15 protein-coding genes are annotated in these 19,284 nt (G+C 43.4%); 4 read left to right on the forward strand and 11 right to left on the reverse strand.

Annotated features, from left to right (window positions below; translation table 11 throughout):
• Positions 1 to 2: 2 nt before the first annotated feature.
• Together bshC and PHEP_RS17545 are read left to right on the forward strand one after the other, a co-directional pair.
• Positions 3 to 1,589 carry a bacillithiol biosynthesis cysteine-adding enzyme BshC gene (gene bshC, locus PHEP_RS17540; protein WP_015809326.1) on the forward strand — a complete coding sequence of 529 codons (1,587 nt, stop codon included), beginning with the start codon at positions 3 to 5 and terminating at the stop codon, positions 1,587 to 1,589.
• 5 nt (positions 1,590 to 1,594) lie between these two features.
• Positions 1,595 to 2,680 (forward strand): Ldh family oxidoreductase, encoded by a 1,086-nt coding sequence (locus PHEP_RS17545; protein ID WP_015809327.1) that lies wholly within the window; start codon positions 1,595 to 1,597, stop codon positions 2,678 to 2,680.
• Between the two features lie 2 nt (positions 2,681 to 2,682).
• On the opposite strand, the gene lepB is transcribed toward PHEP_RS17545, so the two are convergent.
• Genes lepB through PHEP_RS17570 form a run of 5 tightly spaced genes read right to left on the reverse strand, consistent with a single transcriptional unit; the run spans position 2,683 to position 7,072 of the window.
• Complete coding sequence (gene lepB / locus PHEP_RS17550) at positions 2,683 to 3,879, reverse strand: signal peptidase I (RefSeq protein ID WP_015809328.1); 1,197 nt, start codon at positions 3,877 to 3,879, stop codon at positions 2,683 to 2,685.
• Positions 3,880 to 3,885: 6 nt separating this feature from the next.
• A complete protein-coding gene (gene dapB / locus PHEP_RS17555; protein WP_015809329.1) occupies positions 3,886 to 4,626 on the reverse strand; it encodes a 4-hydroxy-tetrahydrodipicolinate reductase in 741 nt (246 codons plus the stop codon).
• A 55-nt stretch (positions 4,627 to 4,681) separates the two neighbouring features.
• Entirely contained in the window at positions 4,682 to 5,335 is a 654-nt protein-coding gene (locus PHEP_RS17560) for a DUF5683 domain-containing protein (protein WP_015809330.1), read from the reverse strand.
• A complete protein-coding gene (locus tag PHEP_RS17565; protein ID WP_015809331.1) occupies positions 5,335 to 6,258 on the reverse strand; it encodes a ParB/RepB/Spo0J family partition protein in 924 nt (307 codons plus the stop codon). Before PHEP_RS17565 ends, PHEP_RS17560 begins: the two co-directional genes overlap by 1 nt.
• 10 nt (positions 6,259 to 6,268) lie before the next feature.
• Positions 6,269 to 7,072, reverse strand: coding sequence for a ParA family protein (locus PHEP_RS17570; RefSeq protein ID WP_015809332.1), 804 nt, complete (start codon positions 7,070 to 7,072; stop codon positions 6,269 to 6,271).
• A 183-nt stretch (positions 7,073 to 7,255) separates the two neighbouring features.
• Between PHEP_RS17570 and PHEP_RS17575 the strand changes: the two genes are divergently transcribed.
• Positions 7,256 to 7,777: an NADPH-dependent FMN reductase gene (locus PHEP_RS17575; RefSeq protein WP_015809333.1), complete on the forward strand. Its 522-nt coding sequence runs from the start codon at positions 7,256 to 7,258 to the stop codon at positions 7,775 to 7,777.
• Here the strand turns inward: PHEP_RS17575 and PHEP_RS17580 are convergent.
• The gene (locus PHEP_RS17580; RefSeq protein WP_015809334.1) at positions 7,764 to 8,222 is read right to left on the reverse strand and encodes a substrate-binding domain-containing protein; all 459 of its coding nucleotides are present in this window, start codon (positions 8,220 to 8,222) and stop codon (positions 7,764 to 7,766) included. The two genes, PHEP_RS17575 and PHEP_RS17580, sit on opposite strands and share 14 nt — an antisense overlap.
• Before the next feature lie 18 nt (positions 8,223 to 8,240).
• On the opposite strand from PHEP_RS17580, the gene PHEP_RS17585 reads away from it, so the two are divergent.
• Complete coding sequence (locus PHEP_RS17585) at positions 8,241 to 9,902, forward strand: ABC transporter substrate-binding protein (RefSeq protein ID WP_238326497.1); 1,662 nt, start codon at positions 8,241 to 8,243, stop codon at positions 9,900 to 9,902.
• A gap of 4 nt (positions 9,903 to 9,906) precedes the next feature.
• Here PHEP_RS17585 and PHEP_RS17590 read toward each other — a convergent pair whose 3' ends face one another.
• From PHEP_RS17590 to PHEP_RS17610, 5 genes are all read right to left on the reverse strand, one after another.
• Positions 9,907 to 12,345: a TonB-dependent receptor gene (locus PHEP_RS17590; RefSeq protein WP_015809336.1), complete on the reverse strand. Its 2,439-nt coding sequence runs from the start codon at positions 12,343 to 12,345 to the stop codon at positions 9,907 to 9,909.
• Between the two features lie 78 nt (positions 12,346 to 12,423).
• Positions 12,424 to 14,376 (reverse strand): LTA synthase family protein, encoded by a 1,953-nt coding sequence (locus PHEP_RS17595; RefSeq protein WP_015809337.1) that lies wholly within the window; start codon positions 14,374 to 14,376, stop codon positions 12,424 to 12,426.
• Between the two features lie 177 nt (positions 14,377 to 14,553).
• A complete protein-coding gene (leuS, locus tag PHEP_RS17600) occupies positions 14,554 to 17,364 on the reverse strand; it encodes a leucine--tRNA ligase (RefSeq protein WP_015809338.1) in 2,811 nt (936 codons plus the stop codon).
• Between the two features lie 87 nt (positions 17,365 to 17,451).
• Positions 17,452 to 18,699 carry a chloride channel protein gene (locus PHEP_RS17605; RefSeq protein WP_015809339.1) on the reverse strand — a complete coding sequence of 416 codons (1,248 nt, stop codon included), beginning with the start codon at positions 18,697 to 18,699 and terminating at the stop codon, positions 17,452 to 17,454.
• Between the two features lie 67 nt (positions 18,700 to 18,766).
• Positions 18,767 to 19,174: a lipocalin family protein gene (locus tag PHEP_RS17610; RefSeq protein ID WP_015809340.1), complete on the reverse strand. Its 408-nt coding sequence runs from the start codon at positions 19,172 to 19,174 to the stop codon at positions 18,767 to 18,769.
• Positions 19,175 to 19,284 lie beyond the last annotated feature (110 nt).

Raw genomic sequence — 19,284 nt, forward strand, 5'->3', positions numbered from 1 at the left:
CAATGCAGGCTAAATACATCTCTTATCAGGAAACAAACGCTTTCTCTGCCGTTGTACTCGATTACATCAGTGGAAATGATCAGTTAAAGGCATTTTACAGGTATAGCCCCAGCTTTGAGGGCTTTGCCCAGGCCATTGCCAATCGCAACTTTAAGGCCGACAGAGATCTGCTGGTGGAAACTTTACAAAGACAATATGCCAGTATAAAAACACCGGCAGCGGTGATCAAAAACATCGGACTGCTTAATGACAAAAAGACCTTTACCATTACAACCGGCCATCAGCTCAATATATTTACCGGCCCGTTGTATTTTATCTATAAAATTGTAACGGCCATAAATCTGGCGGCCGACTTAAAAGCAGAGTTTCCGGAATATAATTTTGTACCGGTTTACTGGATGGCTACTGAAGACCATGATTTTGAAGAGATCAACCATGTAAAAGTTGAGGACAAGATGCTGACCTGGAACAAACAGGCTGCTGGGGCAACGGGACGATTGGGTACTGCCGATATTGAGGACACCCTCATCGCTTACAAAGGTTATCTGGGCATTAGCGAAAACGGACTGTGCCTTTCTGACCGGGTAGACCATGCCTATACTGGTCATGAAAAACTGAGTGATGCCACCCGAGACCTGGTGAATGCCTTGTTTGGGAAATATGGCCTGGTTTGCATAGATGCTGATGACCACCGGCTTAAACAGGAGTTTGCAGAGATCATATATAAAGACATTACGGAGCAGCAGAGTTTTAAACTGATCAGTGAAAGTAATGCCGCACTTGAAGCCCTGGGCCATAAGCCGCAGGTAAACCCCAGAGAAATTAATTTCTTTTACATGACCGATAAACTGAGGGAACGGATTGTGGAAGAAGATGGACGGTATAACGTGATGAACACGGATATCAGTTTTGATCAGCATACACTTAAAACTGAAATTACAAACTTCCCTGAGCGTTTTAGTCCCAATGTAGTGATGCGCCCTGTATACCAGGAAGTGATTTTACCCAATCTCGCTTATATAGGTGGCGGAGCAGAACTTACTTACTGGTTACAGCTGAAAAATAACTTTGACCATTACCAGATAGATTTTCCTGTGCTTTTATTGCGCAACTCGGCCCTGGTGATCGATAAACCCAGCGAAACAAGGATGGAAATACTGGGTATCAGCCATAAAAACCTGTTCAGTAAAACTGAAACGCTTAAAAACGAATGGGTGAAGGCACATGTGAATTTGCAGCTTTCCCTGGACGATGAGGAACGCGCTATACGGGCGGTGTTTGACCAGATCAAACTGAATGCCTATAAAATTGACAAGAGCCTTTCGCAATCTGCCGATGCGGCCAAAACCAAAGCACTCAAATTAATAGCCAGCCTGGAAAAGAAAATGCTGAGGGCAGAAAAGCGCAAGCATAAAACTTCACTGGCACAGATAGAAAACCTGAAAGAAAAACTTTTTCCGACCGGGGTATTGCAGGAAAGGGTATTGAATATTGCTCCCATGTTTGTGCTGTATGGCGATGATTTCATCGAATCGCTGATCAGCAGCTTCAAACCTCTTGACCATCAGTTCACTGTATTATTTGCCTGAATAACATGATATTTTACACCTTTACCGAGCAACATTTACGTCAGTTTACCGAAAATGTATTTATACAGATGGGTTGTCCGGATACCGACGCAAAACTGGCAGCCGATGTTTTACTGCGTTCTGATTTAAGGGGCATTGATTCGCATGGCGTAGCACGCTTAAGTGGTTATGTAAGGTTATGGGAAAAGAAACGCATCAATGCCCGGCCGGTTGTAAAAGTAGTGCACGAAACAGCCACTACGGCAACAGTTGATGGCGATAGTGGCCTGGGCCTGGTTGTAGCGCCTTTTGCCATGAAAATTGCGATAGAAAAAGCGCGGACTTATGGCAGCGGATGGGTTTCGGTAAAAAACTCCAATCATTTTGGTATAGCAGGCTACCATGCTTTAATGGCAGTAGAACAGGACATGATCGGTATCAGCATGACCAATGCCAGTCCGCTTGTGGCCCCTACCTATACTACAGAACGCCTGCTGGGCACCAACCCCATGTGCTATGCTTTTCCTGCCGGCAAATATCCACCGGTTGTGGTAGATATGGCTACTGCTGCAGCTGCAAACGGAAAACTGGAAATTGCACAAAGGGCAAATACAGCAATACCGGAAGGCTGGGTACAGGATGCAGCAGGAAAAACATCAGTAAACCCACACGAACTTAAAGCAGGTGGCTCACTCCTGCCCCTGGGCAGCGATAAAGATCATGGCAGTCATAAGGGCTATGGCCTGGGTGCAACGGTTGACATTTTATCTGCAGTGCTTTCAGGTGCCAATTATGGCCCCTGGGTGCCCCCTTTTGTAGCTTTTCTTGATCCGCCCAATGATCCTGTTGGCGAAGGCATCGGCCATTTTTTTGGCGCCATGCGTGTAGATGGTTTCAGACCGGCGCAGGATTTTAAAGAGCACCTGGACAACTGGGTTGCACGCTTTAAAAGTGCAGCGCCTATAGACCAGGAGAAACCCGTTATCATTCCCGGTGAACCGGAATATGCTGCGGAAAAGGAGCGCAAAAAAAACGGCATCCCTTTAATAGATGCCGTTGTAGATGATTTAAATGCACTTGCCCTTAAACTGGGCATTGCTGGTTTATCCTGATCTTAATGGATGCCCCTGAGTAACCTGCTCCACCTGATCTTGTGGAAGAATTTGGCGTTGCTATCAAAGCTCATCCAGATAAATAACGCTTTTCCTACAATATGGTCTTCCGGAACAAAGCCCCAATAACGTGAATCCAGGGAGTTGTGCCTGTTATCACCCATCATCCAGTAGTAATCCATTTTAAATGTATAAGTATCGGCAGGCTTTCCGTTGATCAGCCAGCCATTGCCCGATTTTTCCAGTTTATTGCCTTCATAAATGCGGATACTGCGCTCATAAAGTGGCATATTTACACTGTCTAGCTTCACCGTCCACCCTTTTTTAGGGATAACAATTGGCCCAAAGTTATCTACATTCCAGTTTCTGTTTTTATCAAAAGGAAAAATATCTGCTTCACGCTGTCCTTCCGGTTTTGACAGCTCTTTAACAGATTTAACAAAATCAAGTTTCCGCACCTGGTCCATCATCAGTTCAGAACCATTGAAATAACAGGTGGTCGGATCTACGCTGTTGATGTCATTGCTGATGTTAAAACCAATATCTTCGAAAACTGCGGGGTTCACATCAGGCGTTTTAAAGGTCACTTCATAAGAAAACTGTCCTGTAGGTTTCAGTTTTTCAGGTTTCCCGTTCACAGAAACCAGGCCTGCCTTCATGCTTACCGTATCACCGGCTATACCGATGCACCGTTTAATGTAGTTCTCTCTTTTATCGACCGGTCTGCTCACCACCGTATAACGGGTATTGATCTCTTTCCAGCCCTCACTTCTTACCATCTGGTAATAATCAATATCCTGTTGTTCCAGGGCAACCGTATCGCCCTGCGGATAGTTAAAAACAACTACATCATTTCTTTTGATATCAGACAATCCCGGTAACCTGCGGTATTTCCATTGCACCCCGTCCCAGTACGCCTTGGTGCCCGTTAAAGGCATGGTATGATGGGCAAAAGGAAAAGCAACAGGGGTCATAGGTATCCTTGCTCCATAATTTACTTTACTTACAAACAAAAAATCACCGATCAGTAAAGACCTTTCCATGGAACCGGTAGGGATGGTATAAGCTTCTATAAAAAAGACCCTGATGATGGTGGCGGCAACAACGGCAAAAACAATGGCATCCAGCCATTCACGGCTTCTTGTTTTTTTCTTTCTTGGCTTGTCTTCTTTAGTTTTTTGCCAGAATTTCCAACTCATATCTTGTTATTTAAAATTAAATATATCGGCTATGTTATAAAAGCCCTGTTTATTTTGTAACCATTCGGCGGCAACTACTGCACCCAATGCAAAACCTGCACGGTTATGGGCGGTATGCTTCAGTTCTATTTCATCCACTTCCGAACTGTAGAGTACGGTATGTGTACCCGGTACGTTTTCCATCCTGAGCGATTCGATCAGCAATTGCTCTTTTTTCACCACATCGTCAAACTGGGTACCTACCAGTTCATTTACCCACTCGGTCTTTCTGTCCATCTGCTCAATAATCCCTTCAGCAATGGTCATAGCGGTACCGCTTGGTGAGTCCAGCTTCTGGGTATGGTGGATTTCTTCTACCTGTACTTCATAGGCCGGATAGTCGTTCATCAGTTTCGCCATTACTTTATTGATATGGAAAAACAGGTTAACCCCTATGCTAAAGTTTGACCCGTAAAGGAGGGTATTGTTACTGCTCAAACACTCATTTTTTACTTCCTGCAGTTGCCCGTACCAGCCGGTGGTACCAACCACCACTGGCAGGTTGGCATCAAAGCAGGCGTAGATATTGCTCAAAGCTGCATCAGGGGCACTAAAATCGATGGCCACATCGGCCTTCGACAGGTTTTCCCTCGTTAAATCTTCTGTATTGTCAATATTGATCTTCAGGACCACTTCATGGCCCCTTTCCAGGGCAAAGCGCTCAATGATCTGTCCCATTTTACCGTAACCGAGTAAGGCTAATTTCATATATATCTTTTTTAGGTTAAGCAGCTGCCTGCGCAGTTTTCATCCTTCTATTTATTTAAAACGTTAAACTAAGCTTTATTCCGGGAGTAACCGGGTTAAAGCCATATATCGTATTGGTATTGATCAGGTCAGGTGTTACTTTTATCTGGCTTACATCGCCTACATCAAAGTTTGCCAGGCGCGCATCAATATAGGCTTCTACAATATTCAGTAAATATAAGCCTACATAAGAAAAAATAATAACCTGTTTGTTTCGGCGGTAAATATCTTTAGCCTGGGTAAGCCGGTCGGTAGGTGAACTCGCATAAGGGCTTCCCGGTGGCGACTGATTGTTATTTTTTGCTCTATATTCCAGCTCATCTAAAAAGATGTTGTACTTTTTGCTGTTGTCCATATAAGAAATGGTAAGCAGGGTTGCTCCGGTATAAATACCGGCCACTTTTAAGCCCCTGTAAAAAGTAAAGCCATTACGGATCTGGCCCAGTCCCGGCAGCATAGCCGACCTGATTGCAGCCCTGCGGCCGGCAATCTTACCCATGTTTACATAAGGCTTTATAGAATCTCCTCTGGAGGTCTGCAGTACTGTGCTATCCTTTTTTTTTGCCTCTGTTTTTTCCCTGGTTGCAGTCTTTTTGCCGGGCGCAATCTGGGCACTTGTGGTAAGACCAGCAAAAAACAACAGCACCGATAACAGCAGCAACTTATACATTACCAGTCAAGCAGCTCTAAGATCCTGTTCAGGTCGTCGTCGGACATAAAGGGGATTTCTATTGCCCCTTTGCCATTCTCGCCTACCTTCAGCTTCACTTTTGTGGCAAATTTAGAAGCCAGGTCTTTCTGCAGCTTCTGATATTCGGCCGGTACTGATTTGGTTTTAAGCTGGAATTTTGGTTTTACTTCAACGCTGTTGATGCTCCTTACCAGTTCCTCTACTTTTCTAACCGAAAGTCCTTTATCAATAATTTCCTGGTGGATAAAAAGTTGTTTATCGGGCTGTTCTACATTGATCAGTGCACGGGCATGTCCCATAGATATTTTCTGGTCGCGGATAGAGATCTGGATGGCCGGGGGTAATTTCAGCAGGCGCAGGTAATTGGTTACTGTGGTCCGGTTTTTACCTACCCTTTCGCCAAGCTGCTCCTGTTTCAGGTTACATTCGTCCAGCATGCGCTGAAAGCTGAGGGCTACCTCTATCGCATTCAGGTTTTCGCGCTGTATGTTCTCAATCAGCGCCATTTCCAGCATCTGCTGGTCGTTTGCAAGCCGGATGTATGCTGGTATTTGTGTTAAGCCTGCCAGTTTAGAGGCACGCAGTCTGCGCTCACCCGAGATCAGCTGGTAGTGGTTGGCCGACTGCTTTCTAACTGTGATCGGCTGGATCAGTCCCTGCACCTTGATAGACTCCGACAGCTCATTTAAAGCCACCTGATCAAATTCAGTACGCGGCTGGTAAGGATTGGTCTCAATTTCGCTGATATTGATCAGGCCGATCCCGTTGTTACTACTGGTTTCCTGCCTGGTTTCGCTTACCGGGTTAACCCCATTATTTTTAGGTGGATTAGTCGATTCGCTATCATCTAAGAGCGCACTTAATCCTCTGCCTAAACCTGTTTTTCGCTGAAAAGATGTCATTAAAAAATAATTATATAATTGCTGTGGTTACATCCTGCACTTCTTTAACCATTCCGTTTTTACGAACAATCTCGCGTGCAAGGTTCAGATAATTGATGGCCCCTTTGCAATTTGCATCGTGCATAATTACAGAAACACCATAACTTGGTGCTTCACTCAGGCGGGTATTACGTTGAATAATGGTTTCAAAAACCAATTCCTGAAAATGTGTCTTCACTTCTTCAACCACCTGGTTGGACAAGCGCAAACGTACATCATACATGGTCAGCAAAATACCCTCAATTTCCAGTTCAGGATTTAAACGGTTTTGTACAATTTTAATTGTGTTCAGGAGTTTACCCAAACCTTCAAGCGCAAAATATTCGCATTGTACAGGGATGATCACAGAATCTGCAGCTGTAAGTGCATTGATGGTGATGAGGCCCAGGGAAGGAGAACAGTCAATAATGATAAAATCATACTGATCTTTGATCTTTTCCAGTACAGCCTTCATTTTATACTCCCTGTTGTTCAGGTTGATCATCTCAATCTCGGCACCAACCAGGTCTATGTGCGCAGGCAACAGATCCAGGTTAGGAGTCTCTGTTTTTTGTATCGCTTCTGTAGGTTCGATATCGTTAATGATACACTCGTAAATGCTGTTCTTGATATTTCTTGGATCAAAACCAATACCGGAGGTAGAATTTGCCTGAGGATCTGCGTCAACCAATAATGTCCTGTATTCCAGTACGGCTAAACTTGCGGCTAAGTTTATAGATGATGTTGTTTTACCTACACCACCTTTTTGATTTGCCAATGCAATAATTTTACTCATTTATCTTTTTAATAATTTACCAATTATTTAATAAGGCTTTAATTTACGTTGAAGTAAATCTATAAAAAATGCTATTTTTGTAATGATTTAGGCATATTTTAACGATTAGCTAAGATACAAACTAAATGGCAAAATTAGTATTAATGCCATAAGTGTTTTACACATCTTATTAACAATTTATACATGGTAACCATCATATCGGGCACAAACAGGCCGGCAAGTAATACCTTAAAAGTTGCAAAATATTACCAGAAAACATTGGCAGAAAAAGGGTTACAAACCAACCTTTTTAATCTGGAAGACCTGCCGGAAAGCCTGATTGAGTCTGACCTTTATGGAAAAAGAAGTCCGGGTTTTGAGCCCATCCAGCAGCTGGTTACCCAAACCAGCAAATTTCTCTTTATTATACCCGAATACAACGGCAGCTTTCCCGGGGTTCTGAAAACGTTTATAGATGCCTGTAACTTTCCCGAGAGTTTTTATGATAAAAAAGCGGCTTTAGTGGGGCTTTCCTCTGGCAGGTATGGCAACATCAGGGGAATAGATCATTTTGGTGGGGTTTGCAGCTACCTGCATTTACATGTATTGCCCTTAAGGATCCACATTTCTGCCATTAAAACCGAATTTGATGAAAATGGCAACCTGTTTAAAGAAGATACTTTAAAATTTACAGGACAGCAGATGGACAAGTTTATTGCGTTTTAAAGCTCAGCCAGTCAATCCCTTCATTGCCAAACACAAAAGATCCCGGATGCAGCATTTCTGCAATGTCTTCCAGTAATGCTACCAGGTCCCTGGCATCGTCAAAATCCAGGTCAAGCCCGTTCATCAGGTAAACCTGGTTATAAGCCACAGCAGGCCATGTATTTTGCAGTAGTGCAGGTACAATACCCATCAGTTCCAGCATGGTGCGCCCCTTTTCCATATAGATGACCACTTTTGCGGTATCGGTAAAATCGTGCAGCAGCCCCCCGGCATCTACAATCACTTCTTCCAGCGCATAATTTAATTTGTTATGTGTATCCAGACAGGCTACAGGTACCTTTTCCATAAACTTTATTTTATGCTGGATTATATCTACCCTTTCCTGAAGATCTTCTCTTAAAGTCTCATCTTTAACTTTATTTATAACCGCATTTAAAAAAGACATATAGATTTATTTATTACTTTGTACAAAATTACTATTCCTGAACTGATGCGCCGTATTCTAAGCAATATTTTTTCTTTGCTGCTCATTTTAACTTTTGCAGCATGTAAAAACCAATCTTCCAATGCAGAAAAAAAGGTTTTTAGCATGAACCTTGATCAAAATGTGACATCCCTTGATCCCGCTTTTGCGCGCAACCAGAATGCCATCTGGATGATCAACCAGATTTTTAACGGACTGGTACAGATTGACAGTTCCTTAAATACCTTGCCCTGTATTGCTAAAACATGGGAAATTTCGAAAGACGGCTTAACCTACACCTTTCACCTCCGCAATGATGTTTATTTTCATGACGACCCGATTTTTCCGGGTGGCAAAGGCCGTAAAGCTGTTGCAGCAGATTTCAGATACAGCTTTTACAGGCTTATAGACCCAAAAGTGGCTTCATCCGGGGGATGGATCTTCAGCGATAAGGTAAAAGACATCAATAGCTTTATTGCGGTAAATGACACGACTTTCCAGGTAAAACTCATGAAGCCTTTTCCTGCTTTTATGAACCTGCTCACTACGCAGTACTGCTCAGTGGTTCCGAAAGAAATTGTAGAGCATTATGGTAAGGATTTCCGTAGTCACCCTATAGGCACGGGTCCGTTTAAATTCAAGTACTGGAAAGAGGATGAGATACTGGTGATGTTAAAAAACGAACATTACTGGGAAAAAGAAGGCGACCGGCAATTGCCCTACCTGGATGCGGTAAAAGTTACTTTTATTAGCGACAAGCAGAGTGCCTTCATGAATTTCATTAAAAAGGACCTGGATTATTTTGATAAGGTTGATGGCAGCTACCGTGACGATATTTTAACCAAAAGCGGAAAAATGACCAGTAAGTACAAAGGCAAATTCAAGCTCAGAAAAGGCCCTTATCTGTGCACAGAATACGTAGGTATCCTGGTAGACACCTCGAAGGCCATTGCTAAAAATTCGCCCTTAAAATATAAAAAGGTAAGACAGGCCATTAATTATGCGATTGATAAACCCAAGCTGATCAAATATTTAAGGAACAGCATCGGCATGCCGGCCACCTCTGGATTTATCCCGCATGGCATGCCTGGTTTTGACAGTACAGCGGTTAAAGGTTACCATTACGAACCGCAAAAAGCAGCCCGCCTACTGGCCGAAGCTGGTTTCCCGAACGGAAAGGGTATGCCGCAGATTACCCTCAGCACTTCTACCACTTATAAAGACCTGATCGAATTTATTCAGGGGGAGCTAAGTGCCATAGGCATCAATGTAAAGGTTGATGTAAGCCCAAGTGCCAGTCTGCGCGACCTGATCTCAAAAAATGGGGTAAACTTTTTCAGGGGCTCCTGGATTGCCGATTATCCGGATGGCGAGAACTACCTGGCCATGTTCTATTCCAGGAACAAAGTACCGAACGGCCCCAATTATACAGGTTATTTTAACGATGAGTTTGACCGTCTTTTTGAACAGAGCTATTACGAAAGCGACAACCAAAAGCGTTACCTGCTGTATCAGAAAATGGATAGAATGATCGTAGAATATGCCAACGTAGTGCCGATACTCTACGATCAATCGCTTGTGATGACACAGAACAATATCAGTGGCCTGCAGGTGAATGCGTTAAACCTGATGATATTGAAGACTGTCAGGAAGGAAAATTAAGCGGTTATTTTAGTCCGCCACCACCCATTTGCCCAGCACCCTGCTGCTCGTCTTTCTTAAGGTCGTCGTTGTTGATCCCCTTTTTCTTTTTAGACTGGGCATTGTAGTTTATTTTTCCAAAATTATAACTGAAGTTCAACCCAAAGGAACGCAAAGGATAATGGATATCGGTGCGCTGGATAGAATTGGCAGTGGTATTGGTAGTTTTGATGTTCAGATCGCGGTTAATCGGGTTCAGCACATTTAATCCTATCGTAGCTTTTTTCTTCAGGATTTCCTTTTTAACCGCTCCTCCATAAAAATACATCATATCGGTTTTTCCCTGGAAGGTCCGTTTTGGTGCATTCAGCACACCCCATAGCTCGGTGCTCCAGCCACCAGGCAGCGCATAAGCAGAACGGGCAAAAGCAGTATAATTTAAAAAGGTACCGGTATTTATATTGTTCTCTGCATTGTTAATTTCGTAGGTGTTTAGCCCCAGGTTGGCCATTAAGGTCCATTTCGGTTTAGGGTTATAAGAACCGAATACGTTAAAACCGTAAGACTGACTGGTACCCACATTGATATAGGTAGTCAGGTTTTTACTTATGCCATTGTCAACAATTGGCCTTATGGCACTTTCTATTACATTCTGTGTATTGCGGTAAAACATCGAAACGTTAATTACAGAACCTTTTATAAAAGTGGAATAACCCAGCTCTATGTTATCCGAAAGTTCGGGCGACAGCTTCGGGTTTCCTTCCATAGGGTTAAACACATCACTTTCATTTCTGAAGGGATTCAGATAAAACAGGCTGGGTCTTTGCACCCTACGGTTATAACTCAGCTTCAGGGTGGTCATAGCTTTTAAGGTCTGCGAGATCACCATACTAGGAAACAGGTTAAAATAATCGTTGTCAAAATTAAACGTATTACCTGCCAGTCCACCTATTTTGGTATATTCTGCCCTTAAGCCGGCCTTAACCGTAATTTTCTTGCTCAGTTTAAAACCCATCACCCCGTAAGCCGCAGCCACATTCTGGTCATAATCAAAATCCTGTGCCGACTGGTCATAATCGCTGATGATGTTCCTGAAGATCCCCTTTAAACCTGTTTCAAGAGTAGTTGTTTTGCTAAAAGGATAGGTATAATCGGTTTGAAGGGTATACTCATTGTTTTTACCTGTGTTATGGCCAAGTATCACCACATCAGGAATCCCTGCGCTGGTAAATCTGTTGGTAAAATCACTACCATTGCGACCGGTCGACAATTGTGCAGATACGCTAAACTCTTCTCCTTCTTTTTTACTTGTTTTACGGTAGTCTACGTTCCAGTCAAGGTTATTAAAACTCATGTCCATATCCCTGAAATTGGTAGAAGCAATGCCATTTCTCAGGATGTCTGAACTGCCGGGCCCTCCATTAGAGAAACGGTTCATTTTTACCGTGGTACTGAAGTTGTTATAGGCATTCACATCATAATCCAGGCCAAAGCTCCCATTGTAACCTACCCTCGACCATTTGGAATAACCATCCTGTAATACCGTATTGGTAACCCCATCTATAGTGGCACTGTTAAAAGTAACCACCTTTGAATTTTGCGGGTAGGCCTGGTTTAACCCCAGATTTCCATTTACGGATAAACGCCCGGTTTTGGCATTCAAACTAAAGTTTCCATTATTGGAACGCGTACCTACGGTAGTATTTATACTTCCGCTAACTCCTTCGGCGGTTTTCTTTTTGGTAATGATGTTGATGATCCCACCCGAACCTTCAGCATCGTATTTCGCAGAGGGGCTGGTAATCACCTCTACACTTTTGATCTGCTCTGCAGGGATCATTTTTAGCGCATCGGCCACACTATTGGCCATAGTTCCCGATGGCTTACCATTGATCAGTACCCGCACGGAACTTCCCCTCAGCTGCACATTCCCGTTAATATCAACCGAAAGCATTGGAACTTTGCGCATCACATCGGTCGCATCGCCGCCGGCATTGGTAATGTCCTGCTCGGCATTATAGACCAGTTTGTCTACTTTATTTTCTATCAGTGCTTTCTGCCCTGTAATCTCTACTTCCTTTAAATTACCTGCAATAGGGCTGATGTAAATTATCCCTGTATTGTGGTCTGGTTTTTCTGGCGTGGTTTTCACATTCAACGTCCTGGTCTTATAGCCCATAAAGCCGACCGTCAGTTTATATTCGTCGGGTACAACATTTTGCAATACTACCTTTCCTTTCGCATCGGTAACTCCACCGTTAACAGATTTATTGTCCTTCACCTTAATCAGGGAAATACTGGCATAGTCGACAGGCTTTTTAGTCAGAGAATCCATGATTATAGCCGTAATGCGACCGGTAACCGTAGATGTTGTACCGCCGCCCAGTGAAAATTGCGCGCTGGCATTAAAAGCAGTTGCTAAAAATATAAATAGTAAAATGATTGGTTTCTTATAAGTTTTCATACTACAATTAGTTGACGAAAGATAAAGATTGTTACAGCTCATCCGAAAATTCATTATAATGGGAAACTATCCAAACACTTACTGGTGCAGGCCACCGTTTTTAAACAGGTCGTAAGCCGTTTGATAATTGGCCATGGCCTGCTCAATAACCGTTCTGGACAACGGATTGGGTACCTGTTCATTGTTCTCCCGGTGATAAATAAAGGTCTCGGTTTTTTGCTGTGGCCCCAATATAACCAGGCTGTCCTGCTTTAAATATCCCAGCTGTTGGTAGGTACCTAATACAGCACGGGGCTGGTAGCCTGGTTCTAAAACATTCTGTCCATACAGGTTACTCTCGTAATTCCAGCCCAGCAGGTCGAACAAAGTGGGGTACAGGTCTATCTGCGAGCAAAGTTGATCAATTGCTACTTTACCTTTTACCGGCAGGTTCAGTACAATACAGGGAATGTGATATTTACTGATGTCGATCTCATTTTTTCCCGCACTGGCCGCACAATGGTCGGCCACAATAATCACCACTGTATTTTTAAACCACGCCTTCTTCTGCATCTTTTTCAAAAAGTCGCCTATAGCAAAATCTGTATACCGCACTGCAGCCTCCCTGTTCTTCACTTTGGCCTCAATTTTACCATCAGGAAAAGTAAAAGGCCTGTGGTTAGAGGTGGTCATTACAAAATTGTAGAAAGGCTTACCATTCTGGTAATCTTGGTCGGCACCCCTTATCACGGCATCAAAAAGATCGCCATCACATATTCCCCATGCATTTTCAAAGGTTACCTGTTTATCCTGAATGATGGTCCTTTTGGTCAGGTAACTCTCGCCTACCTTAATGTTCCTGCCCCTGTCAGTAATGTCAAAACCATTACTGCCAAAATACTCATTCATGTTATCGAAATAACCATCGCCACCATAATAGAAAGTCCGGGTATAACCTGCCTGTTGAAAAATATAACCAACAGTACACAGGTTCTCATTTTTACTTCGCCTTACAATACTGCTTCCCGGTGTTGGAGGAATAGCAAGCGAGAGGGCTTCCATTCCCCTTACGGTACGGGTGCCCGTTGCAAACATATTGTTAAATACCAGGTTGTGTTGCGACAGCGAATCCAGTACCGGGGTTAAATGCTGTGTATTGCCAAAATGCCCAAGAAAATCTGCACTCAAGCTCTCCACCGTAATCATGATCACATTGGGTTTATACAAAGGTTTGTCACTCTTAACTGTTCTCTTTATCGAATGGCCTGTACTGACAAATGCACTGTGCCGATCCTGCAGCTGTTTTCGCATCAGGGCAAAAGCTTTATCGTCAGGAAGCAAGGCATAAAAATCCTTATAATTAAGTTCATTGTTTTTAAAGGCTGCAAAAATGGAATAGATACCTGCTTTTGAAAGCTCGTTCTGGTAACGATTGGTACCAGATTCTGCAAAAGAATTGCTGAGCACCAGCGGATAAACGATGGTTGCCAGCAATAAAACACCAGATATTGCTATTCTTTGTTTAAATGGCATGGCCGACTGAAAGGTATACCGGAAGACCTTCTTTTTGGTAAACAACCAGAACACCAATACCACCAGCAGCAATATCCCGCTGATCAGTAATGGCAAAGGATACGATTCAATGATGTTATTGATTACTTCGGTAGTGTAGATGAGGTAATCTACAGCAATAAAATTAAACCTGCTCTCAAATTCCTGCCAAAAAGTAAGTTCGGCAAAAAAAGAAAAGAAAGAAATGAGCAAGATGATAAAAAGCCCCGCATAAGTAAGGACCTTATTTGCTATAGAATTGGCCCATTTACCTGGCAGAAAAAGCAGGTACAGGTTATACAAGCCAGTTAAAAACAAACCTACAGCCAGGTCATAAACAAAGCCCAGCAGGTAAATCTGAATTACGCCTAAAATAGTAAAATCTGCTTTTCCAATTGAGATAAAGAGCAATACAGTCCTGATCAGGAAAGAGCTAAAAATAAAGACAAGTAGAAAAGAGAACAAGCTGCTATACCTGCCTTTAAATAATTTGTTCAGCATATCTGGTTAATTTAAGCCTGCAAATGTAAGCTTCAATTCTGTTTAAATACTGAACTTAGTCATTTTTTTCTGACAAAACTGTTTTTACTTAGAAAACCCGGAAATAAAAAACCTGGGCCAGTTATATTACTGAACCAGGTGCTCTGTTTAATCAAAAAAACGCTGAAAGCTGCGCTCTTAGATCACAATATTGACAATCCTGCCCTTCACTACAATTACTTTTTTAGGTGCCTTACCTTCCAGGTATTTCTGCACATCTTCATTGGCCAAAACGGTTTCTTCTACTTCTTTAGCCTCTAAAGTAAGGCTCATGCTCAGGTTTAAACGGGTTTTACCATTTACCGAAACAGGGTAACTGAACTCATCTTCAACCAGGTAAGCCGGATTAAAGGTTGGATATGGTGTATAGGACAAGCTGCCAGCCTCATTGCCCAGCAACATCCAAAGCTCTTCACATATATGTGGTGCATAAGGTGAAAGTACCACCACCAGGTCTTCCAGCACCTGACGGTTTTTACATTTCAGATCAGTCAGCTCGTTCACTGCAATCATAAAGCTGGAAACAGAGGTATTGAAAGAGAACCTTTCAACATCATCCTGCACCTTTTTAATGATTTTGTGCAGGGCTTTTAGTTCCGCTTTAGAGGGCACCGAATCGTTTACATGAAATGTCCATGCTTCATTATGGAACAGGCGCCAAAACTTACGCAGGAATTTAAATACCCCTTCAATGCCATTGGTATTCCATGGTTTGCTCTGTTCAAGCGGCCCCAGAAACATTTCATACATGCGCAAGGTATCAGCACCGTAACTCTCTATCAGCACATCGGGATTTACCACGTTAAACTTGGATTTGGACATCTTCTCTACTTCAACACCACAGATGTATCTGCCATTCTCCAAAATAAATTCTGCATCTGCAAATTCGGGTCTAAACAGCTTAAACTGCTCAATGTTCAGGACCTCATTGTCTACAATATTCACATCTACATGCAATGCCGATGTTTTATAATCTTTTCTTAAGCCATAGGAAACCAGCTTATTTGTACCCCTTCCCTCTTCATCAATTACCCGGTATACAAAGTTGCTCCTGCCCTGGATCATACCCTGGTTAATCAGCTTTTTGAAAGGCTCTTCTTCCTGCACGTAGCCCAGATCTTTTAAAAACTTGTTCCAGAAACGACTGTACAGCAGGTGGCCTGTAGCATGTTCAGCTCCGCCGATATACAGGTCTACATCCTTCCAGTATTTAATGGCTTCTGCTGAAGCAAAATCCGAATCATTTTTTGCATCCATATAACGGTACCAATACCAGCTGGAACCAGCCCAGCCAGGCATGGTGCTCAGCTCGTACTCGTATTCATCCTCATATTTCCAGTCCTCAGCTCTGCCCAATGGCGGCTCGCCTGTCTCTGTAGGCAAATACTTATCAATTTCGGGCAGCAGTAAAGGCAATTCTTCTGCTTTAATTAAATAGGGCAGGCCATCTTTAAAATATACCGGGATTGGCTCGCCCCAATAGCGCTGGCGACCAAATATCGCGTCGCGCATGCGGTAATTTATTTTCGCTTTACCTTGCCCCTGCTCTTCCAGCCAGGCATTTAAAGTAGCCGTAGCCTCCGTATAATTCATTCCGTTAATGAAACCGGAATTGATGTATTTTCCGTCTTTAGTAGCATCGGCCTGATGCTCAATATCCTGTTGTGCATCCAGGATCTGCACAATTGGCAGGTTAAAATGCGTAGCAAACAACCAGTCGCGCTGGTCGCCGCTCGGCACACCCATTACCGCACCGGTTCCATAACCAGCAAGCACATAATCGGCAATCCACAGCTGGATGCGCTCACCGCTTACCGGGTTAATCACATAACTTCCTGTAAAAGCACCCGATACGGTTTTGGTATCGGCCATACGGTCCAGTTCAGATTTCTTTTTGGTCTGGGCGATATAACTGTTCACCGCATCAAGTTGTCCGGGCGTAGTTAAGGCCGTCACCAGCTCATGTTCAGGCGCCAGTACCAGGTACGAAACTCCGAAAATGGTATCTACGCGGGTAGTAAAAACTTCAATGGCATCTACACCAGCAGGCAATGCTTTGCTGACTGCAGCTTCAATTTTAAACTTCACAGCGGCACCGATACTTTTACCTATCCAGTTGCGCTGCATCTCTTTAACCGGCTCAGGCCAGTCTATCGTATTTAAACCCTGCAGCAAACGCTCTGCATAAGCAGAGATCCGCATGCTCCATTGCATCATCTTTTTCTGTTCTACCGGATGCCCTCCACGCTCAGAAAAACCATCTTTTACTTCGTCATTGGCCAGCACTGTACCCAATGCAGCACACCAGTTTACAGTGCTTTCCTTTAAATAAGTGAGTCGGTATTTTAACAGTTCTTCCTGTTTTTCCTCATCAGTCATAACAGCCCAGTCGCTCGGCATAAAGGTCTTTGTGTCTTCATCACAAACGGCTTTTACGTCGGCACTGCCCGAGGCATTAAATTTTTCTATCAGCGTGGTTATATCTTCTGCCCTGTCCGTTTCCAGGTTATACCAGGAGTTAAACAATTGCATAAAAATCCACTGTGTCCATTTATAATATTCCGGATCACTGGTACGCACTTCCCTGCTCCAGTCGAAAGAAAATCCAAGCCCATCCAGCTGTTTACGGTAAGTATTGATATTGGCTTCGGTTGTTAATGCAGGATGCTGCCCGGTCTGTATTGCATACTGTTCGGCCGGCAACCCAAAAGAATCATAGCCCATGGGATGCAGCACATTAAAGCCCTTTAACCTTTTATATCTTGAAAAGATATCGGAGGCAATATATCCCAGCGGATGACCAACATGTAACCCGGCCCCGGAGGGGTAAGGAAACATATCCAATACATAAAACTTAGGTTTATTACTGGCATCAGCTGCCTTAAATGTTTTATGCTGCGCCCAGAATTTCTGCCACTTTTGTTCTATCTCTTTAAATTGGTAATCCATTATTGCTGTTCCTTTTTGTAGCGCGAAAATAAAGAAATAAAGGTTGTTAGCGAAACGGTTTTACAAATAAGCCTTTGCAGGCTGCCTTCAGAAAAAGAGATTCCTGATTTTACCAAACAGGAAATGCCTGGGCGTCTTGTTTTCCGGTGCATTGTAAATGCTGTGCCTGCCCGAAATAAAAAAGGAAACGGTACAGGCAATGGCTACATATATGCCGCAGGAAAGACCAAACAGTTCCATGGCCATTAGGCAACATGCCAGCGGTGTTTTAGCTGCACCGGCAAAAACAGCTACAAAGCCCATTCCGGCAAGCAGGCCGACAGGGAGTGGAAGAAATACAGATAAGGCACTCCCCAAAGTGGCACCAATAAAAAAGAGGGGGGTAACCTCGCCACCTTTAAAACCCGAACCCAGGGTGATGGCCGTGAACAGGATTTTTAAGGCAAAATCAGAACCCTGGCTTGCTGTATTGAAGGAGTCCAGTATTGCAGGAATGCCAAGGCCTGCAAATTTATAGGTGCCGGGCAGTAAAAAAAGCAACAACACCAGCACTCCACCCGCAAAAGGTCGTAAAGGCGGGTAACTGATCTTTTTAAACCCATGTGAAAAAGCTTCTGTCAGCTTTACAAAAGCAATGGCGGCCAGTCCGAATGCCAGACCGGCTATCACGCTGTAGGCAATGCCCCTGAATGTTAAAGGCAATATAAAAGCTATGCTGTAATGTGTATGGCCTACACCCCAGAGTTCAGTAACATAAGCCCCGATAAAAGCAGTGACTATTGCCGGCAAAATTGCTTTTACTGGTATTTTTCCAAGTAACAGTACTTCAACCCCAAAAACAATTCCGGCCAGGGGAGTTCCAAAAACCGAGGCAAAACCCGCACTTAAACCTGCAATCAGTAAAATGGTCCTTTCGGCAGCATTCAATTTAAAAGGCTTGTGCAGCTGATCGGCGGTAGCTGCGGCCATTTGTAAGGCCGTGCCCTCTCTGCCTGCAGATCCGCCAAACAGATGGGTAACCACTGTTCCGGTCAGCACCAATGGCACCATTTTAAAAGGGATTATAGCTGCAGGGTTGTGTACCGTATCAAATATGAGGTTATTTCCTCTTTCCACCCCTTTCCCCTTATGGTGGTATACAAACCCGATAACCAGACCCGCAAAAGGTAACAGATACAACATCCAGTTATGGTTATCCCTGAAAATGGTAACCAGGTTTAAAGCCGCCAGAAACAGGGCCGATAATGTGCCTGCAGCCACCCCAACAATCAGGATTAAAACCAGCCATTTAAAACCATAAGCAATAAAAGAAGCCTTAACTGTTGTTTTAGCCATAAATTATATCATACCACGGGTTAAATGGCTCATGGCAAATATAAAAGATTTTAAAGCAACCAGCCCGTTATCTGGTCAGGTAGTATTTTTCTGTAGTTTTTACAGTTGCACCCTCTACGTTGGCAGTAAATTCCAGTTTATTGGCGGTAAGGGTATTCACCTGTGCGGTATACAATTTGCCACCGTAACTAATGTTTAAGCCGGTTCCTTGCAGCACGGCATAAGTTCCGATGTAGTTATTGCCTTTCAGGTTTACCACTACTTCGTCCTCTTCATTATTACGAAACTCTAAGTAATCTGATGAAACACCGGTATAAGTGACCAGTTCGGCCCCGGCAACACTGGTCTCAATTTTGGCCACCTGCCACTTGCCGGTCATATTTTTCTTATTGCTGGTATCTTCATCTTTCTGGCAGGCGCTGATGCCGGTAACAATCAATAATAAAGTAAGCGCGAAAGTAATTTGTCTTCTCATAGGGACAAGATTTAGGGTTATTTCATTCCGGTTTAAAACTTTTTTAACCGTAGTTAATTAGAACTGTAACGGAAAAAAAAATGTTTTGGTACAAAAATGTTACACAAAAT

The organism is Pedobacter heparinus DSM 2366 (assembly GCF_000023825.1).
In the GTDB taxonomy this organism is placed as follows: domain Bacteria; phylum Bacteroidota; class Bacteroidia; order Sphingobacteriales; family Sphingobacteriaceae; genus Pedobacter; species Pedobacter heparinus.

Excerpts from the sequence above, each read along its gene's own strand:
- bshC (WP_015809326.1), top strand. The coding sequence starts at position 3 with ATGCAGGCTAAATACATCTCTTATCAGGAAACAAACGCTTTCTCTGCC.
- PHEP_RS17545 (WP_015809327.1), top strand. The coding sequence starts at position 1,595 with ATGATATTTTACACCTTTACCGAGCAACATTTACGTCAGTTTACCGAA.
- lepB (WP_015809328.1), bottom strand. The coding sequence starts at position 3,879 with ATGAGTTGGAAATTCTGGCAAAAAACTAAAGAAGACAAGCCAAGAAAG.
- dapB (WP_015809329.1), bottom strand. The coding sequence starts at position 4,626 with ATGAAATTAGCCTTACTCGGTTACGGTAAAATGGGACAGATCATTGAG.
- PHEP_RS17560 (WP_015809330.1), bottom strand. The coding sequence starts at position 5,335 with ATGTATAAGTTGCTGCTGTTATCGGTGCTGTTGTTTTTTGCTGGTCTT.
- PHEP_RS17565 (WP_015809331.1), bottom strand. The coding sequence starts at position 6,258 with ATGACATCTTTTCAGCGAAAAACAGGTTTAGGCAGAGGATTAAGTGCG.
- PHEP_RS17570 (WP_015809332.1), bottom strand. The coding sequence starts at position 7,072 with ATGAGTAAAATTATTGCATTGGCAAATCAAAAAGGTGGTGTAGGTAAA.
- PHEP_RS17575 (WP_015809333.1), top strand. The coding sequence starts at position 7,256 with ATGGTAACCATCATATCGGGCACAAACAGGCCGGCAAGTAATACCTTA.
- PHEP_RS17580 (WP_015809334.1), bottom strand. The coding sequence starts at position 8,222 with ATGTCTTTTTTAAATGCGGTTATAAATAAAGTTAAAGATGAGACTTTA.
- PHEP_RS17590 (WP_015809336.1), bottom strand. The coding sequence starts at position 12,345 with ATGAAAACTTATAAGAAACCAATCATTTTACTATTTATATTTTTAGCA.
- PHEP_RS17595 (WP_015809337.1), bottom strand. The coding sequence starts at position 14,376 with ATGCTGAACAAATTATTTAAAGGCAGGTATAGCAGCTTGTTCTCTTTT.
- leuS (WP_015809338.1), bottom strand. The coding sequence starts at position 17,364 with ATGGATTACCAATTTAAAGAGATAGAACAAAAGTGGCAGAAATTCTGG.
- PHEP_RS17605 (WP_015809339.1), bottom strand. The coding sequence starts at position 18,699 with ATGGCTAAAACAACAGTTAAGGCTTCTTTTATTGCTTATGGTTTTAAA.
- PHEP_RS17610 (WP_015809340.1), bottom strand. The coding sequence starts at position 19,174 with ATGAGAAGACAAATTACTTTCGCGCTTACTTTATTATTGATTGTTACC.